At 60.9% G+C, this 24329-nt stretch carries 24 protein-coding genes; 7 read left to right on the top strand and 17 right to left on the bottom strand.

Going from position 1 to position 24329, the window contains the following annotated elements:
* Positions 1-3: 3 nt before the first annotated feature.
* From ugpB to ACUTQY_RS20060, 7 genes are all read right to left on the bottom strand, one after another.
* On the bottom strand, positions 4-1323 hold the full coding sequence (gene ugpB, locus ACUTQY_RS20090; protein WP_033644983.1) for a sn-glycerol-3-phosphate ABC transporter substrate-binding protein UgpB: 1320 nt from the start codon (positions 1321-1323) through the stop codon (positions 4-6).
* A gap of 187 nt (positions 1324-1510) precedes the next feature.
* On the bottom strand, positions 1511-2698 hold the full coding sequence (locus ACUTQY_RS20085; RefSeq protein WP_033652643.1) for an aminotransferase-like domain-containing protein: 1188 nt from the start codon (positions 2696-2698) through the stop codon (positions 1511-1513).
* A gap of 44 nt (positions 2699-2742) precedes the next feature.
* Positions 2743-3444, bottom strand: coding sequence for a high-affinity branched-chain amino acid ABC transporter ATP-binding protein LivF (livF, locus tag ACUTQY_RS20080; RefSeq protein ID WP_015376292.1), 702 nt, complete (start codon positions 3442-3444; stop codon positions 2743-2745).
* 4 nt (positions 3445-3448) lie between these two features.
* Positions 3449-4216, bottom strand: coding sequence for a high-affinity branched-chain amino acid ABC transporter ATP-binding protein LivG (gene livG / locus ACUTQY_RS20075; RefSeq protein ID WP_004934389.1), 768 nt, complete (start codon positions 4214-4216; stop codon positions 3449-3451).
* On the bottom strand, positions 4213-5496 hold the full coding sequence (locus tag ACUTQY_RS20070) for a high-affinity branched-chain amino acid ABC transporter permease LivM (RefSeq protein ID WP_445583312.1): 1284 nt from the start codon (positions 5494-5496) through the stop codon (positions 4213-4215). Before ACUTQY_RS20070 ends, livG begins: the two co-directional genes overlap by 4 nt.
* On the bottom strand, positions 5493-6419 hold the full coding sequence (gene livH, locus ACUTQY_RS20065; RefSeq protein ID WP_015376290.1) for a high-affinity branched-chain amino acid ABC transporter permease LivH: 927 nt from the start codon (positions 6417-6419) through the stop codon (positions 5493-5495). Before livH ends, ACUTQY_RS20070 begins: the two co-directional genes overlap by 4 nt.
* Before the next feature lie 117 nt (positions 6420-6536).
* A complete protein-coding gene (locus ACUTQY_RS20060) occupies positions 6537-7652 on the bottom strand; it encodes a branched-chain amino acid ABC transporter substrate-binding protein (RefSeq protein WP_025304902.1) in 1116 nt (371 codons plus the stop codon).
* Positions 7653-8057: 405 nt separating this feature from the next.
* Here ACUTQY_RS20060 and panM point away from each other — a divergent pair, with 405 nt between their 5' ends.
* From panM to ACUTQY_RS20045, 3 genes are read left to right on the top strand one after another with little or no spacing between them, the layout of a single operon-like run.
* On the top strand, positions 8058-8450 hold the full coding sequence (gene panM, locus ACUTQY_RS20055) for an aspartate 1-decarboxylase autocleavage activator PanM (protein ID WP_033644987.1): 393 nt from the start codon (positions 8058-8060) through the stop codon (positions 8448-8450).
* Complete coding sequence (locus tag ACUTQY_RS20050) at positions 8447-9664, top strand: DUF3142 domain-containing protein (protein ID WP_033644989.1); 1218 nt, start codon at positions 8447-8449, stop codon at positions 9662-9664. The genes panM and ACUTQY_RS20050 overlap by 4 nt, the downstream gene beginning before the upstream one ends.
* A 43-nt stretch (positions 9665-9707) precedes the next feature.
* On the top strand, positions 9708-11720 hold the full coding sequence (locus ACUTQY_RS20045; protein WP_405053043.1) for a hypothetical protein: 2013 nt from the start codon (positions 9708-9710) through the stop codon (positions 11718-11720).
* A gap of 64 nt (positions 11721-11784) precedes the next feature.
* Here the strand turns inward: ACUTQY_RS20045 and rpoH are convergent, their stop codons facing one another.
* The 4 genes from rpoH to ftsY all read right to left on the bottom strand — a co-directional run bounded on the left by rpoH (position 11785) and on the right by ftsY (position 16211).
* The gene (rpoH, locus tag ACUTQY_RS20040) at positions 11785-12642 is read right to left on the bottom strand and encodes an RNA polymerase sigma factor RpoH (RefSeq protein WP_004934345.1); all 858 of its coding nucleotides are present in this window, start codon (positions 12640-12642) and stop codon (positions 11785-11787) included.
* Positions 12643-12959: 317 nt separating this feature from the next.
* Complete coding sequence (gene ftsX, locus ACUTQY_RS20035; protein ID WP_033636680.1) at positions 12960-13913, bottom strand: permease-like cell division protein FtsX; 954 nt, start codon at positions 13911-13913, stop codon at positions 12960-12962.
* Complete coding sequence (gene ftsE / locus ACUTQY_RS20030; RefSeq protein WP_004934337.1) at positions 13903-14574, bottom strand: cell division ATP-binding protein FtsE; 672 nt, start codon at positions 14572-14574, stop codon at positions 13903-13905. The genes ftsX and ftsE overlap by 11 nt, the downstream gene beginning before the upstream one ends.
* Before the next feature lie 5 nt (positions 14575-14579).
* Positions 14580-16211: a signal recognition particle-docking protein FtsY gene (ftsY, locus tag ACUTQY_RS20025; RefSeq protein WP_046688056.1), complete on the bottom strand. Its 1632-nt coding sequence runs from the start codon at positions 16209-16211 to the stop codon at positions 14580-14582.
* A gap of 242 nt (positions 16212-16453) precedes the next feature.
* Between ftsY and rsmD the strand changes: the two genes are divergently transcribed.
* Both rsmD and ACUTQY_RS20015 read left to right on the top strand, forming a co-directional pair.
* The gene (rsmD, locus tag ACUTQY_RS20020) at positions 16454-17074 is read left to right on the top strand and encodes a 16S rRNA (guanine(966)-N(2))-methyltransferase (RefSeq protein ID WP_033644994.1); all 621 of its coding nucleotides are present in this window, start codon (positions 16454-16456) and stop codon (positions 17072-17074) included.
* Positions 17064-17336, top strand: coding sequence for a DUF1145 family protein (locus ACUTQY_RS20015; protein WP_004934327.1), 273 nt, complete (start codon positions 17064-17066; stop codon positions 17334-17336). Before rsmD ends, ACUTQY_RS20015 begins: the two co-directional genes overlap by 11 nt.
* A gap of 3 nt (positions 17337-17339) precedes the next feature.
* Here the strand turns inward: ACUTQY_RS20015 and ACUTQY_RS20010 are convergent, their stop codons facing one another.
* Positions 17340-17696 carry a DUF2500 domain-containing protein gene (locus ACUTQY_RS20010; RefSeq protein WP_033644996.1) on the bottom strand — a complete coding sequence of 119 codons (357 nt, stop codon included), beginning with the start codon at positions 17694-17696 and terminating at the stop codon, positions 17340-17342.
* A gap of 160 nt (positions 17697-17856) precedes the next feature.
* Here ACUTQY_RS20010 and ACUTQY_RS20005 point away from each other — a divergent pair, with 160 nt between their 5' ends.
* Positions 17857-18483, top strand: coding sequence for a lysoplasmalogenase (locus ACUTQY_RS20005; RefSeq protein WP_033644998.1), 627 nt, complete (start codon positions 17857-17859; stop codon positions 18481-18483).
* A 40-nt stretch (positions 18484-18523) separates the two neighbouring features.
* On the opposite strand, the gene ACUTQY_RS20000 is transcribed toward ACUTQY_RS20005, so the two are convergent.
* Both ACUTQY_RS20000 and ACUTQY_RS19995 read right to left on the bottom strand, forming a co-directional pair.
* On the bottom strand, positions 18524-18901 hold the full coding sequence (locus tag ACUTQY_RS20000; RefSeq protein ID WP_025304893.1) for an AprI/Inh family metalloprotease inhibitor: 378 nt from the start codon (positions 18899-18901) through the stop codon (positions 18524-18526).
* 54 nt (positions 18902-18955) lie between these two features.
* On the bottom strand, positions 18956-20419 hold the full coding sequence (locus ACUTQY_RS19995) for a serralysin family metalloprotease (protein WP_033644999.1): 1464 nt from the start codon (positions 20417-20419) through the stop codon (positions 18956-18958).
* A gap of 680 nt (positions 20420-21099) precedes the next feature.
* Between ACUTQY_RS19995 and ACUTQY_RS19990 the strand changes: the two genes are divergently transcribed.
* Positions 21100-23412 carry a zinc/cadmium/mercury/lead-transporting ATPase gene (locus ACUTQY_RS19990; protein ID WP_046688055.1) on the top strand — a complete coding sequence of 771 codons (2313 nt, stop codon included), beginning with the start codon at positions 21100-21102 and terminating at the stop codon, positions 23410-23412.
* 59 nt (positions 23413-23471) lie between these two features.
* Here ACUTQY_RS19990 and ACUTQY_RS19985 read toward each other — a convergent pair whose 3' ends face one another.
* The 3 genes from ACUTQY_RS19985 to tusA form a co-directional block, all read right to left on the bottom strand.
* Positions 23472-23747: a type II toxin-antitoxin system RelE/ParE family toxin gene (locus ACUTQY_RS19985; protein WP_033645001.1), complete on the bottom strand. Its 276-nt coding sequence runs from the start codon at positions 23745-23747 to the stop codon at positions 23472-23474.
* Positions 23747-23947 carry a type II toxin-antitoxin system RelB family antitoxin gene (gene relB / locus ACUTQY_RS19980; RefSeq protein ID WP_223524348.1) on the bottom strand — a complete coding sequence of 67 codons (201 nt, stop codon included), beginning with the start codon at positions 23945-23947 and terminating at the stop codon, positions 23747-23749. Before relB ends, ACUTQY_RS19985 begins: the two co-directional genes overlap by 1 nt.
* Positions 23948-24008: 61 nt before the next feature.
* Entirely contained in the window at positions 24009-24254 is a 246-nt protein-coding gene (gene tusA, locus ACUTQY_RS19975) for a sulfurtransferase TusA (protein ID WP_025304890.1), read from the bottom strand.
* Between the last annotated feature and the right edge of the window lie 75 nt (positions 24255-24329).

Raw genomic sequence — 24329 nt, 5'->3', positions numbered from 1 at the left:
GGGTTACTTGGTCGAAGCTTCGAAGCGGCGCAGCAGCACGTCACCGCGCTGCACGGCGGCGTCCAACGCCTGCTGAGGCGTTTTCTTGCCGGTCCACACGCCTTCCAGCTCCTCATCCACCACGCTGCGGATCTGCGGCATGTTGCCCAGGCGCAGGCCCTTGGTGAACGGCAACGGCGGCTTGTTCAGCATCTGGCGAGTGGCGACGTCAGCACCCGGGTTCTTGTCGTAGAAGCCCTGCTGCTTGGTCAGATCGTAAGCCGCGGTGGTGATCGGCAGATAGCCGGTCTTCTGGTGCCATTCGGCGGCGATTTCCGGCTGCGCCAGGTACTGCAGGAATTCGGCCACGCCCTTGTAGGTGGCGGCGTCTTTGCCGTTCATCACCCACAGGCTGGCCCCGCCGATGATGGCGTTTTGCGGCGCATTTTTCGCGTCGGCGTCGTACGGCATCATGCCGACGCCGTAGTTGAATTTGGCGTAGTGCTTGATGTCCGCCAACGAACCGGATGAGGCGGTGGTGATGGCGCAGTCGCCGTTATAAAACTTCTCGGTGGATTCGTCTTTGCGGCCGAAATAGGTGAAGTCGCCCTTCTTGTTCATCGCTTCGAGCAGCGCAATATGTTTGACCTGCAGCGGTTGGTTGAACTCCAGCTTGGCGCTGGTGCCGCCAAAGCCGTTGTTTTCACTGGCGAACGGCACGCCGTGCCAGGCGCTGAAGTTCTCCAGTTGGATCCAGCCCTGCCAGCCGCTGGCGTAACCGCACTTCATGCCGGCTTCGCGCAGTTTGGCGGTATCCGCCGCCAGTTCCTGCCAGGTTTTCGGCGGTTGTTCCGGGTTCAGGCCGGCCTTTTTGAAGGCGTCTTTGTTGTAGTACAGCACCGGCGTGGAGCTGTTGAACGGCTGCGACAGCAGATGGCCGCTCTTGTTGTCGGTGTAATAGCCGGCCACCGTCGGCACGAACACCGACTCGTCGAAGTTGATGCCGGCCTCTTTAAACACTTCATAGACCGGTTTGATGGCTTTGCTGGCCATCATGGTGGCGGTGCCCACCTCGTAAACCTGCAGGATCGCCGGCGCCTTGCCGGAGCGGTAAGCGGCGATGCCCGCCGCCAGGCTCTGTTCGTAGTTGCCTTTATAAACCGGCACAATCTTGACGTCGCTGTGCGACTGGTTGAAGCGATCCGCCAGAGAGTCCACTTCTTTACCCAGTTCGCCTTCCATCGAATGCCAGAACGGGATTTCTGTCGCCGCCAGCGCCTGTGCGCTGACCGCCAGGGTCAATGCGACGCACAGCGTGGTTTTGCGAATAGCGTAGGTGAGCATGCCTAACTCCTGAAAAAGCTGGTGTAAAAGCGCGTGAGCGAAAAGAATCAGTTTTTTGTTCGGAAGCTAACATGCCATGCGCGGATGACAGAAAAATAACCGTTAGATGACAGCCACATGACGGCAAAGTGAAGTGAAGATGGCGGTTTGATGTCGGCGGCGGGCATGGGCTCCGCCGCCGCGAGGATTACAGCGAACGGCGCAGGCGCGCGACCGCTTCTTGCATCTGCTGCTCGGTGGCGGTGGCGAACGACAGGCGGAAGGTCGAACGATCCGGGTTGTCGGAGAAGAAGTATTCCCCCGGCACGAACACCACGCCCTGCTGCAGCGTGGTGTTCAGCCATTCGGTGGCGTTGAACGGCTGGCGGAAACGCGCCCACAGGAACATGCCGCCCTTCGGTTTATCGAAGGTGATGTAGTCGCCCAGCTCCTGCTCCACCAAACCGGCCAGGATCTCGCCCTTGTGTTTATAGGCGGCGCGGATCTTGTCGATCTGCGCCGGCAGGCGATCCAGGCCAAGGTAGCATTCGACGATGCTCTGCGACAGGGCGCTGGCGTGCAGATCCGCCGCCTGTTTGATGATCGCCACTTTATGCAGCAGGAACGGCGGCAGGATCGCCCAGCCCAAACGCAGGCCCGGCGCCAGGATCTTGGAAAAGGTCGAGGTATAGATGATGTGGTCGGTGTTGCCCAGCACCTGCTGCGACACCTGATGCAGCGTCGGGTGGCGCTCTTCGGTGAAACGCAGCTCGCCGTACGGATCGTCTTCGATGATCAGGAAGTTATGTTCGGCGGCCAGCTTCACCAGCAGTTCGCGGCGCGCGGCGCTGAGGGTGATGCCGCTGGGGTTGCCGAAGTTCGGCACCACGTACACGCCCTTGATGCGCTGGGTTTTCAGCAGCTCGGCCAGCTCTTCCACCACCATGCCGTCGCTGTCGGACGAGACCGACATGATGTTGGCCTCCGCCAGTTCCAGCGTTTGCAGCGCCGCCAGGTAGGTCGGGCGCTCCACCACGAACACGTCGCCCGGGTTGACGATGGCGCGCATCACCAAATCCAGGGCCTGCTGAGAGCCGGCGGTGACCATCACCTCTTCTGCGCGCGCGGTGACGCCGCGCTCGGCGCACAGCGCGCAAATGCGCTCACGCAGCAGCGGGCTGCCCTCGGTCAGGCCATACTGGAATGCGCTTTTCGGCTGTTCGGTGATCGCCTGCTGGGTGGCGATGCTCAATCCTTCGAAATCGAACAACGCATCAGAGGGGATGCCGCCCGCCAGCGAAATGACGTGTTCCATCTTGCTGTGCTTAAGCAATTCACGGATGGCCGAACTTTTTACGTTAACGATGCGCTGCGCGAGTAACCCTTCTGTCTTCATTTCTTCTTCTCGTACCTGATTATTTTAATTCGTAGGGGGGCGGATTAACCGCCCAGATACGCCGACCTCACTGCTTCGTTGGCTAACAATGCAGCCCCCGTATCTTCCAACACCACGCGGCCGTTTTCCAGCACATAACCGCGGTCCGCCAATTTCAGCGCCTGATTGGCGTTTTGCTCCACCAGGAAGATGGTCATGCCCTCTTCCCGCAGCTGCTGAATGATGTCGAAAATCTGCTGGATGATGATGGGCGCCAGCCCAAGCGAAGGTTCGTCGAGCAGCAGCAGCTTCGGCTGGCTCATCAGCGCGCGGCCGATGGCCAACATCTGCTGTTCGCCGCCGGACATGGTGCCGGCACGCTGGCTTCGGCGCTCCAGCAGGCGCGGGAACAGCGTGAACACCCGTTCGATGCGCTGCTGATATTGGTGACGATCGGCGAAGAAGCCGCCCATCGCCAGGTTTTCTTCCACCGTCATGCGCGAGAAGACGCGCCGCCCTTCCGGCACGATCGCCACCGCTTCGCGCATGATGCGCGAGGTTTGCCACTGGGTGATGTCCTGCCCCTGGAAGACGATGCTGCCTTCGCTGGCGCGCGGTTCGCCGCACAGGGTGCCGAGCAGCGTGGTTTTACCGGCGCCGTTGGCGCCGATTAACGTCACGATTTCGCCCTGACTAATCGTGAGACTGACCTGATGCAGCGCCTGAATTTTGCCGTAATGGGCGGATACCTGATTGAATGACAACATATTATTATTCGCCCAAATAAGCCCGGATCACGTCCGGGTTGTTGCGGATCTCCGCCGGTGTGCCCTGCGCCAGCGGCGTGCCCTGATTCACCACGTAAATGCGATCGGAGATGCCCATCACCAGCTTCATGTCGTGCTCGATCAGCAACACCGAGACCTTATGCCGATCGCGCAGCTCGACGATCAGATGATCCAGCTCGTCGGTCTCTTTCGGGTTCAGACCGGCGGCCGGTTCGTCCAGCATCAGCAGCTCCGGCCGGGTCACCATGCAGCGGGCGATCTCCAGCCGACGCTGCTGCCCGTAGGCCAGGTTGCCCGCCGAACGGTTGGCCATCGATAGCAGGCCGACGCGCTCCAGCCACTCCGCCGCGCGCGCCAGCGCCTCGGCTTCGGCGCGGCGGAAGGCCGGGGTTTTCAGCAGCCCAGCGAACACGCCACTTTTCAGGTGCTGATGCTGCGCCACCAACAGGTTCTCAATCACCGTCATTTCACGGAACAGCCGCACATGCTGGAAGGTGCGCACTACGCCCATACGGGCGATGGCCTGCCCCGCCAGCCCTTCCAGATGGCGATCGCGCAATTTGATGGTGCCGCCGCTCGGGCGGTAGAAACCGGTCAGGCAGTTAAACACCGTGGTTTTACCGGCGCCGTTGGGGCCGATCAGCGACACGATTTCGCCTTCATTGAGCGTCAACGCGACATTGTTGACCGCCAGCAGCCCGCCAAAACGCATCGACAGGCCTTCCACCTGCAGTAAAGGTTGAACGCTCATGCCTGTTCCCCCTTGCCCGCGTGAATGTCCGCCGCCTGCAGCTTCAGCTGCGGCCGCTTCATCGGCAACAGCCCCTGCGGCCGCCAAATCATCATCAGCACCATCAGCGCCCCCAGCAGCAGCATGCTATATTCATTCAGATCGCGCATCAGCTCGCGCGACACCACCAGCAGGATCGCCGCCAGAATGACCGCTAACTGCGAGCCCATGCCCCCCAGTACGACGATCGCCAACACGAAGGCCGACTCGACGAAGGTGAAGGATTCCGGGCTGACGAACCCCTGGCGCGCGGCGAACAGCGTGCCGGCAAACCCGGCGAACGCGGCGCTGATGGTAAAGGCGGTCAGCTTGATGCGCGTCGGGCTGAGGCCCAGCGAGCGGCAGGCGATCTCGTCTTCGCGCAGCGCTTCCCAGGCGCGCCCGAGCGGCATGCGCAGCAGGCGGTTGATGACGAACAGCGTCAGCACCACCAGCAGCAACGCCACCAGGTACAAAAATACGATGCGATCGCTCGGATCGTATTTCAGGCCGAAGACGTTATGGAAGGTATCCCAGCCGCCGTCGCGCACGCTGCGGTTAAACTCCAGGCCGAAGAAGGTCGGTTTCGGGATCTGGCTGATGCCGTTCGGCCCGCCGGTGATCTCGGTATTGTTCAGCAGCAGAATGCGCACGATCTCACCGAAGCCGAGCGTCACGATCGCCAGATAGTCGCCGCGCAGCCGCAGCACCGGGAAACCGAGCAGGAAGCCGAAGGCGGCGGTGACGATACCCGCCAGCGGCAGGCTCTCCCAAAAGCCGAGGCCGTAATAATGATTCAGCAGCGCATAGGTGTAGGCGCCGATGGCGTAGAAACCGCCGTAGCCGAGCACCAGCAGACCGGACAGGCCCACCACCACGTTGAGGCCGAGGCCCAGCATCACGTAGATCAGCGTCAGGGTGGCGATATCCACCGTGCCGCGCGACACCAGGAACGGCCAGGCGACCGCCGCGACGAGCAGCAGAGCCGCCAGCAGCTTTTGCCGCGGCGTGGTGCCGTCGAAGCTCGGCAGCACGAACGCCGGGCCGGAGACCTTTTTCAGGCCCTGCTGCAGCAGCGGGCGCAACAGCTGGAAGAAAAAGACGATGACGCAGCCGATGCCGATCCACATCCAGCGCACTTCCGCCGCGCCGTGCACCACCAGTTTGGTGCCGTCCAGGCTCAGCTGCATGCCCATCAGGAACGACGCCATCACGAACAGCACCGCCGTGGCGATCAGCGCATTGAGCAGATTGAGTTTCATACTTTCTCAACCTCCGGACGCCCGAGGATGCCGGTCGGCATGATCAGCAGCACCACGATCAGCAGCGCGAACGACACCACGTCTTTGTATTCGGTGCTCAGGTAGGCGGAGGTCAGCGCTTCCGCCACGCCCAGCACCAGGCCGCCGATCATCGCGCCCGGAATGCTGCCGATGCCGCCCAGAACCGCGGCGGTGAAGGCTTTCATACCGGCCATGAAGCCGATGTAAGGGTTGATGACGCCGTAGAACTGGCCGAGCAACACCCCGGCCACCGCCGCCATCACCGCACCGATGACGAAGGTCAGCGAGATCACCCGGTCCGTGTTGATGCCCAGCAGGCTGGCCATCTTCAGATCTTCCGCACAGGCGCGGCAGGCACGGCCCATGCGCGAATAGCGGATAAACAGCGTCAGCGCCAGCATCGCCAGGAAGGTCACGAGCCAGATGGTCAGCTGCATGGTGCTGATGGTGGCGGCGAAGCCGTTGCTTTCCCCCAGCACCCACTGGCCGGTGACCAGGCTGGGCAGCGCCAGATCGCGTGAGCCCTGCGTCAGGCTGACGTAGTTTTGCAGGAATATCGACATGCCGATGGCCGAGATCAGCGCAATCAGGCGCTTGGAGTTGCGCACCGGCTTGTAGGCCACCCGCTCGATGCTCCAGCCGTAGGCGCTGGCGATGACGATCGAGACCAGGAACGCGGCGCCGATCAGCAGCCAGCCGACGTCGATGCCGAGCATCATCAGGGCGGCAATAACGATAAAGGAGACATAGCTGCCGATCATGTACACCTCGCCATGGGCGAAGTTGATCATGCCGATGATGCCGTAAACCATGGTGTAACCGATGGCGATCAATGCATAGGTGCTGCCCAACGTTAAGCCGTTGAACATCTGCTGCAGAAAATAGAGGAGCTGCTCTGACATACTCTGAACCCTTGGCTGCGAAACCCGCCGGCGGAGAACCGGCGGGTAAAGGGAGACGGGGCCGACAAGCCGACCCGCCGGGCGCAGCGGGCTGCGCCCCACCCTAATCATTATGGCTTATTTGATCGGTGTGGACGTGCCGTTGGCATGCCATTCGAACACGCCGAACTCGAAGCCTTTCAGGTCGCCCTTGTCATCCCAGGTCAGCGGCCCCATCACGGTTTCCACCGGCTTACCGGTTTTCAGATCCTTGACGATGTCCGCCGGTTCCTGACTGCCGCTGCGCTCCATGCCGGTGGTCAGCGACTGCAGCGCGGCATAGGTGGTCCAGACGAACGGGCCGGTCGGATCCAGCTTCTTGGCTTTCAACGCATCGACGATCGGCTGGTTGGCAGGCACCTGATCGTAGCGTTTCGGCAGCGTCACCAGCATGCCTTCCGAAGCGGCGCCGGCGATGTTGGACAGTGAGGAGTTGCCCACGCCTTCCGGCCCCATGAAGCGGGTAGTCAACCCGGCCTGTTTGGCCTGACGCAGGATCTGGCCCATTTCCGGGTAGTAACCGCCGAAGTACACGAAGTCGATATTCTCTTTCTTCAGGCGCGCCACCAGGGTGGAGAAGTCTTTGTCGCCGGCGGTGATGCCTTCGAACATCGCCACTTCGGTGCCCTGTTTTTTCAGGCTGTCGCGCACCGAGCGCGCCAGGCCTTCGCCGTATTGTTGCTTGTCGTGCACCACGGCGATGCGCTTCGGCTTGATGTCGCTGAGGATGTATTTGGCGGCGGTCGGGCCCTGATCCGAATCCAGACCGGTGGTGCGCAGGATCATCTTGTAGCCGCGGGTGGTCAGATCGGCGTTGGTGGCCGCCGGGGTAATCATGATCACGCCTTCATCTTCATAGATATCGGACGCCGGCTGGGTGGATGAGGAGCACAGGTGGCCGATCACGTAGCGAATGCCGTCGTTGATCACCTTGTTGGCGACCGCAACCGCCTGTTTCGGGTCGCAGGCGTCGTCGTATTCCACGCCGACCAGCTTGTCGCCCTTGATGCCGCCCTTGGCGTTAATGTCGGCAATCGCCTGGCGCGCGCCGGTAAATTCCATGTCGCCATACTGCGCGACCGGGCCGGACATTGCCCCGACGATCGCCACCTTGATGTCTTTCGCCATGGCCGCCTGGCTCATGGCCATCGCAATACAACCCGCCAGCAGTGCCTTACCTGTTGTTAATTTCATCCGCAAATCCCCATCTGTCGTTGTGAACGTACCTGTTGTGTTTGGCTGCGCCCGATCGTTATTGACCGCTTTTGTTATAAGTAATAATGATTTAGGCGCTTCGTTGGCATTATTTTCTAATAAGACTTTATTTTTCATACCATTAAACAGGAATTTTCTGCTGCAAATCAACTTCATCCGACAGAAACAAGCGGTGTAAACAGGATAAAATTCGAATTAAATCTGCGCTGTTTACCTTGAGTCGTAGCGCGTTGTGCTGGTTAACAATCCGTTTACTAACTATTTACTCGGAAAATGCCCCGTGCAAAAAACATATTGCACAGTAATCGTACAGAAAAACTTACACAACGCTCTGCACAAGATCTATTACACTGTCGGCATCATTTAGCTGCGCGGAAATTCTGCATGAAACTGACCATCGAGCGCCTGACCGCGCTGTCCCCGCAAGACCTTATCGACCTCGGTAAAATTTGGCCGCACCAGCAGCCGGAACAGTGGCAGAGCTGGCTGAGCGGCGGCAAGGCGCTGTTCGCCGCCCGCTTCAACGAGCGTCTGCTGGGCGCGGTGAAAATTGCGCTGCAGGACGACCGCGCCGAACTGCTGGATCTGCTGGTACGCGAAGTGACGCGCCGCCGCGGCGTCGGTCTTTACCTGGTGCAAGATGCACAGCGTCAGCTGCCGCAGGTCGCCCATTGGCAGCTGTCGACCGCCGGTCTGGCGCCGCGCGAACGTGGGGAAGTCGATAACTTCATGCGCGCCTGCGGCTTCGCGCCGCAGGGCGATCTCTGGCAAAAATGAAACGCTGGCTGGCGGCGCTGGTCTTGATTGCGCTGGGGTTGGCGGCCTGGTTCGCCGGGCGTCAGCAGGCGCTGCGCCAGGCCTCAGGCTGGGATCAGCAGGTTTACGTTTGGCAGCGGGTTTGGACGCCGCAACACGCCGATGCGCTGGCGCGTAGCCGCGATCTGTTCGGCGCGCTGCGGGTGCTGGTGCTGCAGGTGCATCCACGCGAAGGCTGGCGGGAAATCCCGGCCGATCTCAGCCTGCTGAAGCGGGACGGCCGCCCGCTCTGGCTGGTAGCGCGCCTCGACGGCCAGCTGCCGCAGCTGGACCAAGAAGCCATTATCCAGCGTCTGCTGGCGATCACCCAGCGCTGGCAGGCGGCCGGGCTGCCCGTCACCGGCGTCGAGATCGATCATGACGCCGCCACGGCTCGCCTGCCGGATTACCAACGTTTTCTGCAGCGGCTGCGCCAACGGCTGCCCGCCGCTTTGCAACTCGGCATCACCGCCCTGCCCGCCTGGATCGGCTCGCCCAACTTGCCCGGCGTACTGCAACAGGCCGACAGTTCCGTTCTGCAAGTGCATGCGGTGCTCTCACCGCAGCAGGGGCTGTTTGACGGCCCGCTGGCGCTGCGCTGGGTGCGGCAGTACGCCGCCGTCACACCGAAACCGTTTCGCGTCGCGCTGCCGGCCTATGGCATGGCGCTGTTGGGGTTTGATGCGCAGGGCGCGCAGGTGGAGAGCGAATCCTCGCTGCGCGTAGCCGGCAACGGCCGAGAACTGACGGTCGCGCCGCAGCAGATCGCCGATTTTCTGCAAACGCTGGCGCAGCAAACGCCGCCCCGGCTGCGCGGCGTGATTTGGTTCCGACTGCCGCTGGCGGACGATCGGCGCGCCTGGTCGCTCGCCACGCTGCGAGCGGTGATCGAACAGCGGCCGCTGAATGTAGACTGGCAGGTAAAATTTAGGCCTCAGCCGCAGCAAAACGGGCTGTATGATCTGATAATTCATAACAACGGGCCGGTGGACGCCCCGCTGCCGCAAGAGGTGGTCATCCGCGCCGACGACTGCCTGGCGGCGGACGCGGTCGGCAACTACCGGCTGGAATCCGCACCGCAACGGCAACGCTTTATTCGCATCAGCAGCGACCAGCTGCGCGCCGGGCAATCCCGGCCGTTGGGCTGGCTGCGCTGCCAACAACTGACGCCAGGAGGCACCCTTGTCACACCTTGATTCGCGCGCGGCACGGAACACCCGCCGCCTTCTTCCGCTGGCCATGCTGATCGGCGCCGCACTGCCGCTGGGCGGCTATGCCTGCGGCCCGGATTTTCCTAATCGGCTGCTGATCGATCGCAACGGCACCCTGCTGTATATGCCGGAGGGCAATTTCGCCTTCGAAGCCGGCCGGCTGGTGCCGACGGATAAACAGTTGCCGCACTGGCAAGCCCCGCCGCCGCCGATGCCGCCGAAACCGATGCCGCAATCGCCGGAAACGATAGCGATAGGCAAAATGCGCGCCGCCAAAACGGTGGAAGAGGCTGACGCCGTCAATACGCAGGGGTTGTCCAACGCCGCGCGTCTCTATCAACTGGGCGCCGTGGCTTTCGCCAACCACGATCCGCGCGCCGCAGACTATTTCCAGCAGGTGCTGAAGCTACCGGCCGCCGAACAGGGCGACTGGGGACTGCGGGCGCAGTATTCGCTTGGCCGCGTACTGATGGCTGACCACGGGACGCCGGTGAACGAATCCGGTGAAGCGGCCCCCGCCGCCGAGCACCCGCCAAAAGCCGCGCTTGAACAGGCGCTGACGGCATTCCAGCAGGTGATCGACCGGGTGAAAAGCGGCGCCGCCGATCCCGATCAGTTGGCGCTGAGCAGCCTTGGGCAGCAGGCGCGCATCCACCTGTGGCTGGGTGACGTCGCCCCCGCCGCCCATCTGTACGCGCAACAGGCGGCGCAGGGCGATCCGAGCGGCGGGCAGTCGCTGCAGTACGTCTCCAGCTTCCTGGTCAATCCCGACCATTTGGACACGCTGAAACAGATTATCGGCGATCCGTTGATCCAGCAGCTGGTGACCATTGAGCTGTTCGCCCGCAGCGGCAACCTGCAAATGGCGGATACCGACGGCAACGGCCGCTCCGCGCAAATCATCAACCAGATCCTGACGCTGCTGGACGGCTCAGTGAAAAGCGGCTTCGCCGGCAGCGATCGGCTGGCGGCGCTGGCTTACCGTTCGGGGCAGTACCCGATGGCGGCCAGCCTGCTGAAAAACGCCGGCGACAGCGGCCTGGCGTGGTGGCTGCGCGCCAAAATGGCGCTGCGCGACGGTGACGTGAAAGCCGCCACCGCCGCCTACGCCAAGGCGGCAAGCGCGTTCCCCGCCGACGAAAGCTGGGGTGAACAGCGCAACGCCGACTTCGTCGCGGAAACCATCGTGCCGGAGTGCCGGGTGGCCGGCGAACAGGCCATCCTGGCGCTGAACCGAGGCGACTATCTGCAGGCGATGGACCTGCTGTATCGCGGCAAAGCGCTTTACTGGGCCGACGTGGCCGACGTGGCGGAACGGGTGCTGACCGTCGATGAGTTGAAAGGCTTTGTCGATAAGCACGCCCCGGCGCCGACGACGCCGCTCAAGCCGGTTAATCCGGACGATTACGGCGGCCAGCAGATCACGCCGGAGGTGCAGCTGCGCGAACTGCTGGCGCGGCGGCTGATGCGCGCCGGGCGATCGCCGGAGGCGCTGGCCTACTTCGATATTCCCAACTACCGGCAAGCGGCGCAGCAGTTCGCCGACGAGCTGAAGGCCGCCAAGGACAAATCCGCTGCGCCGCTGGCGCGCGCGCAGGCTTACTATCGCGCCGCCAACCTGCTGCGCGCCCAGGGGCTGGAGTTTACCGGCTATGAGATGACGCCGGATTACGCCATCTATGGCGCCGGCTATTCCTATCTGGGAGATGCGTTCGATACCCGCGAGCTGAAGCATAAAAGCTGGATCGACAGCGCCGAAGCGGCGCGCGCCAAGGCGGCGCTACCGGCGGAAGACAACCGTTTCCTGCACTATCGCTGGCAGGCGGTGGGGCTGGCGCAACAGGCGGCCGATCTGCTGCCGCCTAAGAGCCAGGCCTATGCCGCCGTGCTGTGTAACGCCGCCAGCTGGGTTATCAAACGCGATGCCAAAACCGGCCGGGCGCTTTATCAGCGCTATATCAACACCGGCACCCGTTATCCGTGGGCGGCGAAATTCGGCTACGACTGCCCGGCGCCGGACTTCGCCGCCGTGGCGCCATAACGCCGAATTTCAGGCACTAAAAAGCCCGGCTCGCCGGGCTTTTTTTATCGAATCTCGCATCGACTCAGGCTTCGATCGCCATTTTCAGTTTCTTCATGGCGTTCTTTTCCAGCTGGCGCACGCGTTCGGCGGAAACGCCGTACTGATCGGCCAGCTCCTGCAGTGTCGACTTATTGTCGTCATCCAGCCAACGGGCGCGGATGATATGCTGGCTGCGCTCGTCGAGACCTTCCAGCGCATAGGCCAGTTTGTCTGCGGCGTTGCTTTCCCAGTTATCTTCCTCGATGCCTTCGGCGAAGTCCGAGCTCTTGTCCTGCAGGTACAGCACCGGCGCCATCGACTGGCCATCGCGGGCCTCGTCGTCCGGAGTCGGATCGAACGTCATGTCCTGCGCCGCCATGCGCGATTCCATCTCGCGCACGTCTTTGCTGGTGACGCCCAGCTCACGGGCCACCAGTTCCACTTCGTCCTGGTTGAACCAGCCCAAACGCTGTTTGGTTTTGCGCAGGTTAAAGAACAGCTTGCGCTGCGCTTTGGTGGTCGCCACTTTCACGATGCGCCAGTTGCGCAATACGTACTCGTGGATTTCCGCCTTAATCCAATGCACCGCAAAGGAAACCAGACGCACGCCGACTTCCGGGTTGAAGCGGCGAACGGCTTTCATCAGGCCGATGTTGCCTTCCTGAATCAGATCCGCCTGCGGCAGACCATAGCCTGAATAGTTGCGGGCAATATGAGCGACAAAGCGCAGGTGAGACAGGATGAGCTGCTTAGCGGCATCCAGATCGCCCTGATAATGCAGCCGTTCAGCCAGCTCCCGCTCTTCCTCTGCCGTCAGCATCGGATAGGCGTTGGCTGCCCGGATATAGGCTTCCAAGCTACCTTGGGGTACTAAGGCTAAAGTTTGCATTTCTTTGGTCATTCAAACCCTCTCTATGAGAATACAAAATCATGCAGGTGATTATTACAGCGGGGAAATGATTGATTCTACGGCAGTTGCTGAAGCAAAAGCGGTTCCACACGCCGGGCACCTTAACATTTGCTGCAATTTTTGACCGTACTCCGCCCTAAAAGTTCACCCTTTTTTGCAAGCATTGTTGCTGACAATACGTGACGAGGGTGCAGGCCGATAGGGAATTTGTGCGCTAAGAAGAGAGGGATGGTGCTGACTTCGCTTGAGGTCACTCTTCTCCCGCAACGCGATCAAAAGCAGCAGGAGAAGAGTATACCAAAAAAATCTTACTGTGGTGTAAATCGGCGTAAATGTTGCACCGTCGCCAGCCAGGCGGCGATCCAGCCGATCATCGCGGAGATGATCAGCAGCAGCAGCGCCTCATCCCAGCCCAGCCCGTGCAAGGTGAAGGTGGTGCCGAATACCTTGGCCACCCCGGCGACCACCGACTCCAGCTGCCACACCAGCGCGCCGGACAACACCAGCGACAGCAGCGCGCCGGCAAAACCCAGCATCGCCCCGCCGTTGAGGAACGGCCGCAGAATAAAGCCGTCGGTGGCACCGATCAGCTTCATCACGTTAATGGTGTCGCGGCGGCTGAAGATGCTCAGACGCACGCTGTTGCCGATCACCAGGAACACCGCCACGATCATCAGCACGCCGATGATCGCCGCGATCTGACCCGCCAGCCCGGTCAGCGCCGCCAGGCGGGCAAACCAGCTGTCATCCATACGCACTTCTTCCACGCCCTGCACCGCCGCTACGCGATCGCGCAGGGTGTTGAGGGTATCCGAACTCTGGAAGCTCATCTTCGGCGTGACGATCGCCACCGCCGGCAGCGGGTTCTCTTCCAGCATGTCCAGCGCGCCGCCAAAGCCCGACCAGTTGCGGAACTCGCCGCGCGCTTCTTCACGCGACAGGTAATTGACCTTCTCCACGCCGGCTTCCGCCTTGATGGCGTCGAGCACTTTCAGCGCGGCGTCGTCATCGAGCGATTTATCCAGATAAACGGTCAGCTGCGGCGTTGGATACCACTGGCTGGCCGCGGTGCTGACGTTTTTCCACACGATGTAGCACACACTCGGCAGCGTCAGGGAAATGGCGATCACCATCACCGTCAGCAGCGTCGCCAACGGCTGACGCAGCATGTCTTTGATGGCGTTCATCCAGGCGTAACGCCACTGTTCGCGCCAGCCGCCGCGCAGCGCCTTGCTCTTGGCGGTTTTTGCGTTATTGGCCATGGTGAGCGCCCCCTTGCATGCGGCCCTGGCTCAGCGTCAGGATGCGGTAATTGCGGCGGGCGATAAGCCCGGTGTCGTGCGTCGCCATCAGTACGGTCACGCCGACGCGGTTGAATTCTTCAAACAGGCGCAGAATGCCTTCCGACAGCGCATCATCCAGGTTACCGGTCGGTTCATCCGCCAGCAGCACCGCCGGCTTGTTCACCACCGCACGGGCGATGCCCACGCGCTGCTGCTCACCGCCGGACAGCTGAATCGGGAAGTTTTTCGCTTTATCCAGCAAACCGACCTTGTCCAGCGCGGCGGAAACGCGGCGGCGGATATCTTCGGTGCTGGCGCCGGCGATGATCAGCGGCATCGCCACGTTGTCATACACCGTGCGATCCAGCAGCAGGTGGTGATCCTGGAAGATCATGCCGATCTGCCGACGCAGGAACGGCACCTCGCGGTTTTTCAAGCGACTGATGTCGTGACCGCCAAACCAGATGTGGCCGGCGCTGGGCCGTTCGATACCGCAAATCAGTTTCAGCAGGGTACTTTTCCCCGCGCCGGAATGGCCGGTCAGAAACGCCATCTCCGCTGGGCGCAGATGGAAATCAACCCCCTGCAGCGCTTGCCGTCCGCCCAGATAAGCTTTACTGACCTGTTCAAAGCGAATCATCCGTATTAATCCTCTCGGGCAAAAAGTGCCTCAATAAAATCGTCAGCCTTAAACGGCCGCAAATCTTCGATGCCTTCCCCGACGCCGATATAGCGGATCGGGATACCGAACTGATCGGCGATGGCGAAGATCACCCCGCCCTTGGCGGTACCGTCCAGTTTAGTCAGCGTGATGCCGGTTAAGCCCACGGCCTCATTAAATAATTTCGCCTGACTGACCGCATTCTGGCCGGTGCTGGCATCGAGCGTCAGCATAACCTCATGGGGGGCCTGGTCGTCCAGTTTTTTCATGACGCGGACGATCTTCTTCAGCTCTTCCATCAGGTGCGATTTGTTCTGCAGACGGCCGGCGGTATCGGCGATCAACACATCGATGCCGCGCGCCTTGGCGGCCTGCACTGCATCGAAGATCACCGAAGCGGAATCCGCGCCGGTATGCTGCGCTACCACCGGAATGCGGTTGCGTTCACCCCACACCTGCAGCTGCTCCACCGCGGCGGCGCGGAAGGTATCCCCCGCCGCCAGCATCACCGACTTGCCTTCCGCCTGGAATTGACGCGCCAGCTTGCCGATGGTGGTGGTTTTACCCACGCCGTTCACCCCGACCATCAAGATGACATACGGGGTTTTCCCGCTGACATCCAGCGGCTGATCGACCTTGGCCAGAATTTCGGACATTTCCTCCTTCAGCTTGCCGTACAGCGCTTCGGCGTCTTTCAGCTGCTTGCGGCTGGCGTGCTGGGTCAGGGAGGTGATGATTTTGCGCGTGGTATCCACGCCGACGTCAGCGATCAGCAGCTGTTCTTCCAGCTCGTCGAACAGATCGTCGTCGATCTTTTTACCGCGGAACAGCCCCATAAAGCCGGAGCCGAGGTTTTGTTTGGTCTTCAGCAGGCTGCGTTTCAGGCGGGCGAAGAAGCCTTCTTTGGTCGGCCTTTCCTGTTCTTGCGCCGCGGCCGGCACCACCGGCTCAAGCGGTTCTTCTTCCACTTCCGGCACGGATTCAGGTTCAACGACCGGCTCAGGCTCGACGACCGGCTCAGGCTCGACGACCGGCTCAGGCTCAACAACCGGCTCAGGCTCGACGACCGGCTCAGGCTCAACCACCGGCTCAGGCTCAACGACCGGCTCAGGCTCGACGACCGGCTCAGGTTCAACGACCGGCACCGGCTCAGGTTGGACGACCGGCTCAGGTTCGACGACCGGCTCGGGTTCAACCACCGGCTCGGGTTCAACCACCGGCTCAGGCTCAACGACCGGCTCAGGCTCAACGACCGGCTCAGGCTCGACGACCGGCTCAGGTTCAACGACCGGTTGCTGTTGCGCCGCCACCTGTTCGGTGACGCTGACGATCTCTTCGGCCAGCGCTTGCGCCGCCGGCTGTTCAGCCGCCGCCGGCAAATTTTCCGCGATTTGCTCGCCGGCCTGACCGTTATCCCACTCTCCCGGGGTGTCGACGGAGGCGGCAGGTTCAGATTCCTGGGCGGGGAGCTTGTCGTCCAGCTTGGCGGCGGCCGGTGCAGCCGGCGTCTCCGCGGCCTGAGCTTCCGCCTGCTCAGGTTGCTGTTGCTCTTCTTCCTTTTCCTTCTGGCCAAAGCCCAGCCAGGAGAAAAACCCACGTTTCTTATCTTTTGCCATGTTATGACTCTACTCCGTACCGAAGGCTCGCTTACCCTACATACCTGAAGGATATATGCTGACAATAATCCGCCGAGTCTATCACTTTCCCTCGCGCAGCAACACGCATCCGGCATGCTTTCCGGTGTGAAATCAGACAACAAAGTTTTACCGTTCCCCCCGACGCCCGTCACCGGTAGAATAGGGACAACTTTTCGTTAACCTCTGCGGCCCCGCGCCGCAAAAGAAATCAAACAACGCTTATGACAAGACTCTCGCCACGGGCGGCGGCCAAAAAACCGCCCCAGGCCGCAGCCGGACAGATCCGCATCATCGGCGGCCAATGGCGCGGCCGTAAGCTTCCGGTGCCGAACAGCCCGGGGCTGCGCCCCACCACCGATCGGGTACGCGAAACCCTGTTCAACTGGCTGGCGCCGGTGATTCAGGGCGCGCGCTGCCTGGACTGCTTCGCCGGCAGCGGCGCATTAGGGCTGGAAGCGCTGTCGCGCTATGCCGGCAGCGCCACGCTGTTGGAATTCGAGCGGCCGGTGGCGCAGCAGCTGGAAAAAAATCTGGCGCTGCTGCAGGGCAAAGGGGTGGTTATCAACACCAACGCGCTGAGCTGGCTGGCGGGCGACGGTCAACCGTTCGACGTGGTGTTCCTCGATCCGCCGTTTCGCAAAGGCCTGCTGGCGGAGACCGCCCTGCTGCTGGAGCAGCGGGGCTGGCTGGCCGACGAGGCCTGGATCTATGTAGAAGCCGAGGCGGAAAGCGCCGCGGCGGACGTGCCTGCCAGCTGGCAGTTGCACCGGGAGAAGGTCGCCGGCCAGGTGGCTTATCGCCTTTATCTTCGTTCGCAAGAGAAAACCGACCATGCTGATTAATCTGGGCCGCCTGCTGATGCTGTGCGTATGGGGCTTCCTGCTCTCTAACCTGTTCCATCCGTTTCCCAAGCCGCTGAAGTATTTCATCGACGTGGCGCTGTTCTTTATGGTGGTGATGCACGGCCTGCAGTTGGTGCTGTTGAAATCCACCCAGCCGAAGGATCAGCCGATCAGCTACTGGCAAGAGGCCAAGATCTTTATCTTTGGCGTGTTCGAGCTGCTGGCCTGGCAAAAGAAACAGCCGCCCATCAAGAAAAAGTGACCGCTACGGCTGAACGGTGAACGAGACGAAGCGCGTGCCCTGCATGTTTAACGTGCCCTGCGCGCCTTTTTCTATCGGGTTGTACTGCCATTGCTTCAGCCGCAGCGTAATGTTTTCACCACCCTGGTTAGGGCTGAACACCACCTCGTAATACATCGGCTCGTTGACCAACGGCTCGCGCTGCGGCGCACGGGTCTTGGCGACCGGGAAGCTCCGCTTGTCACTCACCGTCACCTGCAGACTGCGCATCGGCGCGCGATCGTTTTCCGCCTCCTGCTGGCGCTGTTTGAAGTAACGTTGCGTGGCCAGCACGGCGATCAACGCAATGACGGCGACAAAAAATAACGGTGGCTTACTCATCGGTTTCCCATTTCCTTCACGGTCAAATCGGCGTAAACATAGCATTCTCAAGAAAGCATTGTCGATCGTCGGCAGGCTACCTACACTGAAATGAAGAAGTGACATGGGTGACAGTTTGGAGCCGGTGGTTGCGGCTCCCTCCTACATAAGGAAGACATAAATGAGTTGGCCGTTCCTTGCCGTATTCTTTTCCGGTTGGCTGTTCGTCGACGCCTCTTACCGTGGGCCGCGCTGGCAGCGTTGGGTGTTCAAACCCGTCACGCTGCTGCTGCTGTTGCTGTTGGCCTGGCAGGCGCCGGTGCTCAGCGCCGCGGGCTATCTGATCGTACTCGGCCTGCTGGCAACGCTGATCGGCGATGCGCTGCTTCTGTTGCCGCGCGAGCGGGTGCTGTACGCCATCGGCGCCTTTTTCCTGTCCCACTTGCTGTACACCCTGAGTTTCGCTAGCCAGATGACGTTCAGTCTGTTCTGGCCGCTGCCGCTGGCGCTGCTGGCGATCGGCGCATTGCTGCTGGCCGCCCTTTGGACCCGGTTGGAAGAGATGCGTTGGCCGATCGTCACCTATGTGGCGATGACGCTGCTGATGGTCTGGCTGGCGGGCGAGCAATATTTCCTGCGCAGCACCGATTTCGGCTTCTCGCTGCTGACCGGCACCTCGCTGCTGCTGCTGGCCAACGTGGTTTGGCTGCTCAACCGCTACCGCTTCACCTTCCGCGCGGCGGACGCCATCGTGGCTTTCTGTTACTTCTCCGGCCACTTCCTGATCGTGCGTTCGCTCTACCTGTAGAGACCTGCCGCGGGTTCGGCGCGCCGAACCCGTTTCTTCATCAAGCCAGCGCTTTCAACGTCAGGGCATCACCCGCACCCAGCTGATTGCGGTACAGATCGCCGTCGCGCGAGAAGAACGCCAGCGTGCTGCCATCCGCCTGCAGCAGGGCGATGCCGTCCGGCGCCGGGCGCCAGCCCACCACCTCGGCCGCAAATACGCTTTGCAGACAACGCTGCCGATCCACCAGCTGGTAGCCGTTGGTCTCGCTTTGCTCATTGGCCAGAAACTCGATTTGGCATTGCCGTTCGCTGTCGGCTACCTGCCATTGCCCCGCCAGCGACTGCGCGGTCGGCAGCGCCAGACTGCCGGCCATCACCGCACTCGTCACCATCATGCCCCCCGCCGCCAGGGCAGCGCGCGTTAAAGTACCTTTCATACCGGCTCCCACATCACGCCCGGCCGAGACTGCGCCGGGCGCTCCGTTGCTGCGTTACACGATAAAGTCAGTGGCGACGTCTACCTGACCGACGATTTTCACCAGGAAGTCCGGCGCCTGATGACCACCGATGTTCACCGACAAATCGGTCACGTTGTTGGAAGCGTTGTAGCTCAGCAGCGCTTCACCGGCCGCGCCGCTGAAGTGATCGACGAAGTGAATGAAATCGCTGCTCTGCGCCTCTTTGTTGAAGAACGAAAGATCAATCTTGTCGATCCCTTTCTGGAAGTCGCGGATCCAGTCTGAAGCGCCCGGCGCGGAATCGCTGGCAGCAGAGAACACGAAGATGTCTTTACCGGCACCGCCCCACAGCTCATCCGCCCCGCCGCCGCCGAACAGCACGTCGTTACCCGCGCCGCCTTTCAGCACGTTATTGGCCGCGTTGCCGACGATCACGTCGTTGCCGGAACCGCCAATGGCGTTCTCGATGGTCACACCGGCGGCGATCGAGACGTTGCCTTTCAGGCCGCCCACGTCGGAGAACGACTTCTCGTTCAGGTTGATGCGCTGGTTAGCGGTATAACCGGAGAAGTCGAAGGTATCGTTGCCACCCGCATCCCAGGCCGCAAAGATCACTTTCTGCGAATTGCTGGTGGTGCTGAGGAAGTCACGACCGGTGTTGGAGTTAAAACCGTACACGGTGTCGCCGGTGCGGGTCGACAGGTTGGCGCCATACAGATGTTGAATGGCGGCAATGTCATCCAGCAGCGGAGCTGCGGCGTAATGACCGCCGTTATCACCACCGGTGTTGGTTTCGCTCCAGTAGCTCATCAGGCTGAACTGGCGGGTGTCTTCCGCATAAGTGACGTCGCGATAGGTCGGGTTGCCTTCACCGGCGTTGTAATCGCCCGGGTGGCTCAGACCCAGCGCATGGCCAATCTCGTGGGTGAACGTCTGGCGGCCGTAGTCTTCGGTCGCCGGATGCTTCACGTTGGACTGGTTGACGTTGTACCAGGTCTGGCCCCCCAGATCCTGCCCCTGCCAAATGGTGTTCGGCAGGAAGGCGTAGGCCTGGGTGCCGTAATCATAGTGGCCGGGACGATCCTGGCTGTAGTTACCGAAGGTGATGTTGGCCTTTTGTCCGGCCGCCACTTCGGTAAAGGTGATATTGGCGACGTCGGCCCAGGACTGCAGCGACAGCTTAGCCTGCTGCTGCTGTTCCGCGCTGAACTTGCTCAGCCCGGTGTCGCCGGCGACGTTGGTGGAAGAGAACTTATAGTCCGGGAAGGAGAAGGTTAATTTGACCGGCTGGCCAAATACCTTGTAACCGTTCCAGGTTTGGTTCTCACGGGTAATAAACAGCCCAGCTTGCTCGTTAGAAAATGAATCCTTGCCATTAATCTGAATCCCGTTGCCCCGCTCATGATAATGCAACAGGTCGTCTACAGCATCGTAGCCGGTTGTGGCGGCCGCGAAGTTGGATTCAGTAATTTCAATTGCCTTTTTAGTAGATTGCATTGGTTCGATTCCACTCATTACCTGATTGATATCAATCAGACAGATAGACATAACCTCCCCGTAAGCCACGGTTAATGAACCTTAAGCTTGCTGGAAGGGGCTTATGCGCCGTTGCCGGCAGTGTGTTTGGTAGAATTAATGCATATATATCAGCAAATAAGATCACCATTAAAAATGGTAATCGATTCCAATTATAGGCAGGACCGCAAAACTGCACATAAAATAATCAACCATTTATTATCGCAACGAAAGTTTGTTATGCTACTTTTTGCGCTTATTTACAAAACAAATGAAACTTAGAGAGGAGAAGTTGGCACCAAACTTCAATAGCAATGCGGCTTGCAGACACAAGCGAATCATGCTGGCTAATCAGGCGCAAAAAGATAAATTTTGCTAACGCGTTATAGATAAATAACTCTTTATTATTAGACCGGGCGACTTTTTAGTTTCTATAGGAATATTATTTTCTTATTTAAACTAACGGCGGCGAGACTTTTTCTCGAAATAGGTAATAAGAAAAAGCAATAGATTAAAATTCGCATTATTCATTATTGAATGAACCCCCCCATAACGCCCGTACGCCGTTAGCAATAATTCTCATCCGGCGCTTGACTCTGGAGTGGACTCCAGGGTGTAGAGTCAGCTGAGCAAACCCGGTTAACTGCCCGAAGGGGGACGTTATGCACAATCAGCAAAATCATAATCATCAGGAACATCACCACGCCGAAGGCGGATGCGGCTGCAACCACAGCCACAGCAAAAACCAGCATGGCTGCAGCAGCGAGCCGAAAAACGCCGCTGCGCAGACCGCCCATCACCATCACGATCATGGCGAGAGCGGCTGCTGCGCCGCCGCACACGACGATCCGGACGAGGAAAGCGACAGGCTGGCCGCCGCTCCCCCTTCCGGCAGCCAACGTTTCAGCTGGAAAGTCACCGGTATGGACTGCCCCAGCTGCGCCAAGAAAATCGAAAATGCCGTCACCGCGCTCCCCGGCGTTGACAGCGCACGCGTATTGTTCGCCACCGAAAAACTGGTGGTCGACGCACAGTCCGATATCAGCCTGCGGATCCAGGACGCGGTCGCCCAGGCCGGTTTTACCCTGCTCGGCGCTCAGACAGCCAAAGATGCCGTGCCAAAAGCCTCGCGCTTCGGCGAATTTGCGCCGCTGCTGTTGTTAACCACCCTGATGGTGGTCAGCTGGGTGCTGGATCGGATTAACCCGGAGCTGGGTCGCATCGCCTTTATCGCCACCACGCTGGTCGGGTTGGCGCCGGTCGCCGCGAAGGCGCTGCGTCTGATTCGCTCCGGCACGCCGTTCGCCATCGAAACGCTGATGAGCGTGGCGGCCATCGGCGCGCTGTTCATTGGCGCCACCGCCGAGGCGGCGATGGTGCTGCTGCTGTTTATGGTTGGCGAGCTGCTGGAATCCTACGCCGCCAACCGTGCGCGGCGCGGGGTGAAGGCGCTGATGGAGCTGGTGCCGGAAGATGCGCTGCTGCTGCAAGGCACGGAACGCAAACGCGTGCCGGTCGCCAGCCTGCGCCCCGGCGACGTGATTGAAATCGCGCCCGGCGGGCGTCTGCCGGCCGACGCCGAACTGCTCAATCCGTTCGCCAGCTTCGACGAAAGCGCCCTGACCGGCGAATCGGTGCCGGTCGAGCGTCAACGGGGGGAAAAAGTGGCCGCGGGCAGCCTGTCCGTCGATCAGGCGGCACAGATGAAGGTGATCTCAGAGCCCGGCAAAAACGCCATCGACCGCATTCTGCAATTGATTGAAGAGGCCGAAGAGCGCCGCGCGCCGATCGAACGCTTCCTCGATCGCTTCAGCCGCTACTACACCCCGGCCATCATGCTGCTGGCCGTCGCGGTGATCCTGGTGCCGCCGCTGCTGTTCTCGCAGCCGTGGGAGACCTGGATCTATCGCGGCCTGACGCTGCTGCTGATCGGCTGTCCATGCGCGCTGGTGATCTCGACACCGGCGGCCATCACATCTGGGCTGGCCGCCGCCACGCGGCGCGGCGCGCTGATTAAAGGCGGTGCGGCGCTGGAGCAACTGGGCCAGATTCAAACCATCGCCTTCGATAAAACCGGCACCCTGACCGAAGGCAAGCCGACGGTCACCGACGTGCTGCCCATCGGCGCGCTCACCGAACAACGGCTGTTGCAGCTTGCCGCCGCGGTAGAGGCCGGTTCACATCACCCGCTGGCGCAAGCGATCATTAACCGCGCCGCCGCCAGCGGTGCCGAGCTGCCGCTGGCGCAGGCGCGCCGCGCCCTGGCCGGGGTCGGTGTGGAAGGGATCGTGGACGGCAAGACCGTGCTGATCAGCGCGCCGGGCAAGCTGGCGCCGGGCCTGCTCGACACCCAATGGCAGAGCCAGGTAGACAAGCTGGAAAACGCCGGTAAAACGGCGGTGGTGGTGCTGGCAGACGGCGCGCCCATCGGCTTGCTGGCGCTGCGCGATACGCTGCGCAGCGACGCCAAACAGGCGATAGCCGAACTGAACGCGCTGGGTATTCGCGGCGTGATGCTGACCGGGGACAACCCGCGCGCCGCCGCGGCGATCGCCGGCGAGCTGGGCCTCGACTATCGCGCCGGTCTGTTGCCGGAAGATAAGGTCGCCGCGGTTACCGAGCTGAACGAACTGCGCCCGACGGCGATGATCGGCGACGGCATCAACGACGCCCCGGCGATGAAAGCCTCCAACATCGGCATCGCCATGGGCAGCGGCACCGATGTGGCGCTGGAGACCGCCGACGCCGCCCTGACCCACAACCGGCTGGTGGGCGTCGCGGAAATGATCCGCATCTCGCGCGCCACCCACGCCAATATCCGGCAAAACATCACCATCGCGCTGGGATTGAAAGGGGTCTTTCTGATCACCAGCCTGCTGGGGTTAACCGGGCTGTGGCTGGCAGTGCTGGCGGACTCCGGCGCCACCGCGCTGGTCACCGCCAACGCGCTGCGGCTGTTGAGAAAGCGCCAATAACGTGACGCCAGGCCGGGTTCCTCAATGGGAACCCGCCATTATCGATTGCAGCGAAGATACTAAGGATATTGTCGGCGCGTATGTAACACCCGCAACACCCGGATGTGAGTTTCCAGCACCTGGTAAATCAGGAGATAATGGGGATGCAAGGGGATTTCATGCGTGCCGTCCACTCTGCCACGCCGGAAAATTCGAGGATGCCTGGCGGCGGGAGTGACGGCCTCCATGATGAGAACCTTCATTTTTCTGGCCGCCAGAGGGTTATCGTTGGCGATGAATCCCACAATCTCCGCCAGATCCTGACGTGCGGCTCGAGTCCATTCGATGTTGAGCATTATGCCTGCTTCGCGTTGATCCTGGCTTCTGCAGCAGCGATAACAGCATCCATTTCAGCCATCACGTCATCATGAGGAATACCGGGCCACGGCTCATCCATGGCTTCCTGAACTCTTTCAAGAAACCAGCGCTCATAGCCCTGTGTGTGTTCCTCATTTTCCATCTTGGCAACCGTAGGCAGTAGTAAAATACTCATCATCGTTTGTCCCTTTCGAACGCTCCCCAATCGCAGGGAGCTTATCTTACGAGACGATTAAAAACTATACACCTTTCCGTAACAGATAACGGTATGGCGCCTGCTCGGTCTCCTGCGCCACCAGCGTGTGCTCCATAAAGCGGCAGAACCCCGGGATATCGCGGGTAGTGGCCGGATCGTCGGCAATAATCAGCAGCGTTTCGCCGTTGTCCATATGGCGCACGGTTTTACGCACCATCATCACCGGTTCCGGGCAACGCAGCCCCAGCGCGTCGAGCGTCTGGTCTGCCTGGGCAAATAAGTCAGTCATGCAATTTTTCTCGTTCAAAAACGATCGGCGAACGCTCGCCGCATCTCATTAGCGCCTAGTTTACGCCGGTAGTTT

Source organism: Serratia sp. TSA_130.1, from assembly GCF_052691795.1.
The sequence above is the reverse complement of the archived record's forward strand: the minus strand, read 5'-3'. Positions and strand labels throughout refer to the sequence as shown.